We start from the raw sequence: 3,376 nt of genomic DNA on the forward strand, positions 1-3,376 counted from the left end.
GTCGAATAAGCCTTGTTGTCGAACTTGCCGCCCGAGTGGAGCGTGGTCATGATCACTTCGAGCGCCGATTGGCCGGGATATTTGGGGTGGTCCTCGACCGGGATGCCGCGGCCGTTGTCGGTGACGGTCAGCCGGTTGCCGGCCTCCAGCGTGACCTCGATCCGCGTCGCGTGGCCGGCGACCGCTTCGTCCATCGCATTGTCGATGACTTCGGACGCGAGATGGTGGAGGGCGCGGGCGTCGGTGCCGCCGATGTACATGCCGGGCCGGCGGCGGACCGGCTCGAGCCCTTCCAACACCTCGATCGACGAGGCATCGTAGCTGTCGGGCGCGGCGGATGCAGCGGAAGAAAACAGATCGGCCATGTGACGACTGCTATAGGGCGCGGATTCCGGGCCTGCCAAGCGGTCGGTGCAGCGTTTTCCACGTCGCCCGCAGCCGGCAAGGAAAAGAGCACGAATTATGCGGCGCTGGCCGCCCCCGATCGCTCGTTCGATCGGGAAGGCGCACGCCTAACGAACGCGGGGACCGCCGAACGGCAATGGCGGCGGCGGGCGGCGATCGCGGCGCGGTAGCTGGGCCTGATAAGCGACCCCGCAATGCTCGACGCAATAAGGGAAACCGGGGTTGGCGGGATTGCCGCAAAAATGGAAATCGGGCTCGCCGGGGTGGCCGAGCGGCCATTTGCAGATGCGGTCGTTCAATTCGAGCAGGCCGGTCTTGTTGGCCACTTCGGCGCTCGGCTTGGCCGGCACCAGTCGCCGCGGCGGGGCCGGCGGGATCGGTGCCTGGGTGTCGCCGGGTCCCTGGCGAACGAAGCCGCCGGGGCCGATCGAGCGAAACTGCATGCCCTCGGGCTGGACGCGCTGCGGGGTGCGCGCGTGGGCGGGATTGGGCACTTCCTCCGGCTCGGCTGCGGCCGAATGCTTGCCGGCGGGATCGGCTTTGGCCGACTTGGTGGCAGCGGCTGCCGACGCGGCGGCGGGTTTCTTGTCTTTTTCCTCGCCGGCTTTGACCGGGGACGGGCGCGCGTCGAGACCGAGGCGGTGCGCCTTGCCGATGACGGCATTGCGGCTGACTCCGCCAAGTTCCTCGGCGATCTGGCTCGCGGTCGAGCCGTCGGACCACATTTTCTTCAAGCGGTCGATGCGCTCGTCGGTCCAGGACATGAATATATTACTCCGAATTTTGGGTCGCACGCCCGTGGCTTGCGGCGGGTGCCGTCAGCCGATAGGCGAGTGACCGGTGAACAGCCAGCCCCAGCAAACTCCGGCCCACAGCCAGGCCAAGACCGACCAGGCCCCGCTGTGGCTCCGTAACGAGCCCGGCGTGCCGGTCTTGAGCGGCGTCAACTGGGTTGGCCTCAAGACCCTCTATATCAAGGAGGTGCGGCGCTTCTTCAAGGTGCAGATGCAGACGGTGTGGGCGCCGGCCATCACGACCATGCTCTATCTGGCCATTTTCACCGTCGCGCTGGGCCGTGGTGGCCGGACCGTGATGGGGGTGCCGTTCGCCGATTTCATCGCCCCCGGGCTGATCGTTATGGCGATGCTGCAGAATGCGTTCGCCAATGCCAGTTTCTCGCTGCTGGTTGGCAAGATGCAGGGCAATATCGTCGATTATCTGCTGCCGCCGCTGTCGACTGGGGAGTTGATTGCCGGGCTGGTCGGCGCCGCCGTCACCCGCGCCTTCCTGGTTGGCGCCGCGGTGTGGCTGGTGATGCTTCTGTGGCCGGGCGTGTCGGTCACCATCCGCGAGCCCTTGTGGCTGCTGTGGTTCGGGCTGATGGGCGCGCTGATGCTGGCGTTTCTCGGGCTGTTGACGTCGATCTGGGCGGACAAATTCGACCACGCCGCCGCGGTCACCAATTTCGTTGTGACGCCCTTATCGTTGCTATCGGGGACATTCTATTCGGTCGAGCAATTGTCGCCGACGTTCCGCGCCATAAGCCACGCCAACCCGTTCTTCTATGTGATCTCGGGCTTCCGGCACGGTTTCCTCGGCGTCACCGATTCGCCACTGGCCGTCGGCGCCATCGGCCTGCTGCTGCTCAACATCCTGCTGTGGGGTCTGTGCTACGTGCTTCTCAGGAGCGGCTGGAAAATCAAGAACTGAACGGTTCGGGGTACCAATTGCTGGGGGCCGGTCCGATGTCCGCTTTCGACCCATTGCGGACACTGCCACATTGTTTAATTTGGCGGGATGGTAAGGGTCGCCGGAGAGCTGTTCGCCGATGACATGGCTTGCATTACGTGCGTCCATGTTCTGGAGGGCGCGACCATCAAACTGGTCTCCCGAGATAGTCATTCGGAGTGGCAGTTTCTATGCGAGCAAGCGGTCCACGAGCCTTTCGAAGCCCGTGTCATCGCCCTTGCTGAAGCCGTCACATTGGTGGGTGTACTGGCTGATTTGTTACCTTTTGAGGTTGGCGAGATGCGCTCAATTTAATGTCCGCTTTCCACCCATTGCGGACATTGACGGTTTGGGATTGCCGCCCGTGCCCGTGGCGCGTCCTTTCTCGCATTAAGGATGTTGAACGCACGATAACGGCGGCGTTCAGCATCACCTCACTGCGAATGGTGCAGAACCTGCCCATCAAGACGCTCAACCAAGGAGAGCCACGATGCGTATGTTTCTGATTTCTCTAGCCGCCGCTGCTTCGGCTCTCGCTGTCGCGGCCCCGGCCTCGGCGCAATATTATCCGCAGCCGCAGAATTATGGCTACGGTCAGCCGCAAGGCTATGGCTACGGGCAGCCGCAGGGCTATGGCTACGGCTACAACAACAATTACGGCCAGGTGCGCATCCTTCAGGTGCGGATCAACCAAATCCAGCGCCAGATCGAACAGCTGGATCGGCGTAACGTCCTGAACAATCGGGAAGCCCGCCGGCTGCGCGATGAGTCGCGGGATCTCGAGCGCCGCCTGGCCCAAATGAGCCGTTATGGTCTCGACCCCCGCGAGCGCCAGAACATCGAGATCCGGATTGCCCGTCTCGAGCAGCGCGTTCGCTATGCAGCGAACGACGGCAATCGCTGGGGCCGCAACGGCTATAACAATGGCTACAACGGCTATGGCCAGAATGGTTACAATGGCTACGGCCAGAATGGTTACAACGGCCAATATGCCAGCGACCACGATCGTGACGGCCGCGACGACCGTTATGAGGACGACCAGGGCCGCGAACACGACGATTAATCAACGCGCCGATTAGGGAAAAGGAAGGCGCTCCGGAGCAATCCGGGGCGCCTTTTCCTTTGCCGGCCTGATGGCTATAGGCTCGCGACTGGCGCCCGCCGGGGCCGCGTCACGAACCGATCAGCTCAGAAGGACTCGCCCAAGCATGGCCATCACTCCGCTCATGCCCGTCTATCCGCG

At 63.4% G+C, this 3,376-nt stretch carries 5 protein-coding genes; 3 read left to right on the plus strand and 2 right to left on the minus strand.

Annotated features, from left to right (window positions below):
* Both RMO25_RS11730 and RMO25_RS11735 read right to left on the minus strand, forming a co-directional pair.
* On the minus strand, positions 1 to 365 hold a 365-nt coding region (locus tag RMO25_RS11730), incomplete at its 3' end, for an ATP-binding protein (protein WP_309662788.1).
* Positions 366 to 512: 147 nt separating this feature from the next.
* Complete coding sequence (locus RMO25_RS11735) at positions 513 to 1,169, minus strand: GcrA family cell cycle regulator (protein ID WP_309662789.1); 657 nt, start codon at positions 1,167 to 1,169, stop codon at positions 513 to 515.
* Positions 1,170 to 1,245: 76 nt separating this feature from the next.
* Between RMO25_RS11735 and RMO25_RS11740 the strand changes: the two genes are divergently transcribed.
* The 3 genes from RMO25_RS11740 to RMO25_RS11750 all read left to right on the plus strand — a co-directional run bounded on the left by RMO25_RS11740 (position 1,246) and on the right by RMO25_RS11750 (position 3,196).
* Positions 1,246 to 2,115 (plus strand): ABC transporter permease, encoded by an 870-nt coding sequence (locus tag RMO25_RS11740; protein WP_405051877.1) that lies wholly within the window; start codon positions 1,246 to 1,248, stop codon positions 2,113 to 2,115.
* Between the two features lie 87 nt (positions 2,116 to 2,202).
* A complete protein-coding gene (locus RMO25_RS11745) occupies positions 2,203 to 2,448 on the plus strand; it encodes a hypothetical protein (protein ID WP_309662790.1) in 246 nt (81 codons plus the stop codon).
* Between the two features lie 175 nt (positions 2,449 to 2,623).
* On the plus strand, positions 2,624 to 3,196 hold the full coding sequence (locus RMO25_RS11750) for a hypothetical protein (protein ID WP_309662791.1): 573 nt from the start codon (positions 2,624 to 2,626) through the stop codon (positions 3,194 to 3,196).
* Positions 3,197 to 3,376: the final 180 nt, after the last annotated feature.

It is taken from the genome of Sphingomonas sp., assembly GCF_031361285.1.
Lineage (GTDB): Bacteria > Pseudomonadota > Alphaproteobacteria > Sphingomonadales > Sphingomonadaceae > Sphingomicrobium.

What these genes read in the sequence shown, in the direction of transcription:
- RMO25_RS11750 (WP_309662791.1), top strand. Translation starts at nt 2,624, where the DNA reads ATGCGTATGTTTCTGATTTCTCTAGCCGCCGCTGCTTCGGCTCTCGCT.
- RMO25_RS11735 (WP_309662789.1), bottom strand. Translation starts at nt 1,169, where the DNA reads ATGTCCTGGACCGACGAGCGCATCGACCGCTTGAAGAAAATGTGGTCC.
- RMO25_RS11745 (WP_309662790.1), top strand. Translation starts at nt 2,203, where the DNA reads ATGGTAAGGGTCGCCGGAGAGCTGTTCGCCGATGACATGGCTTGCATT.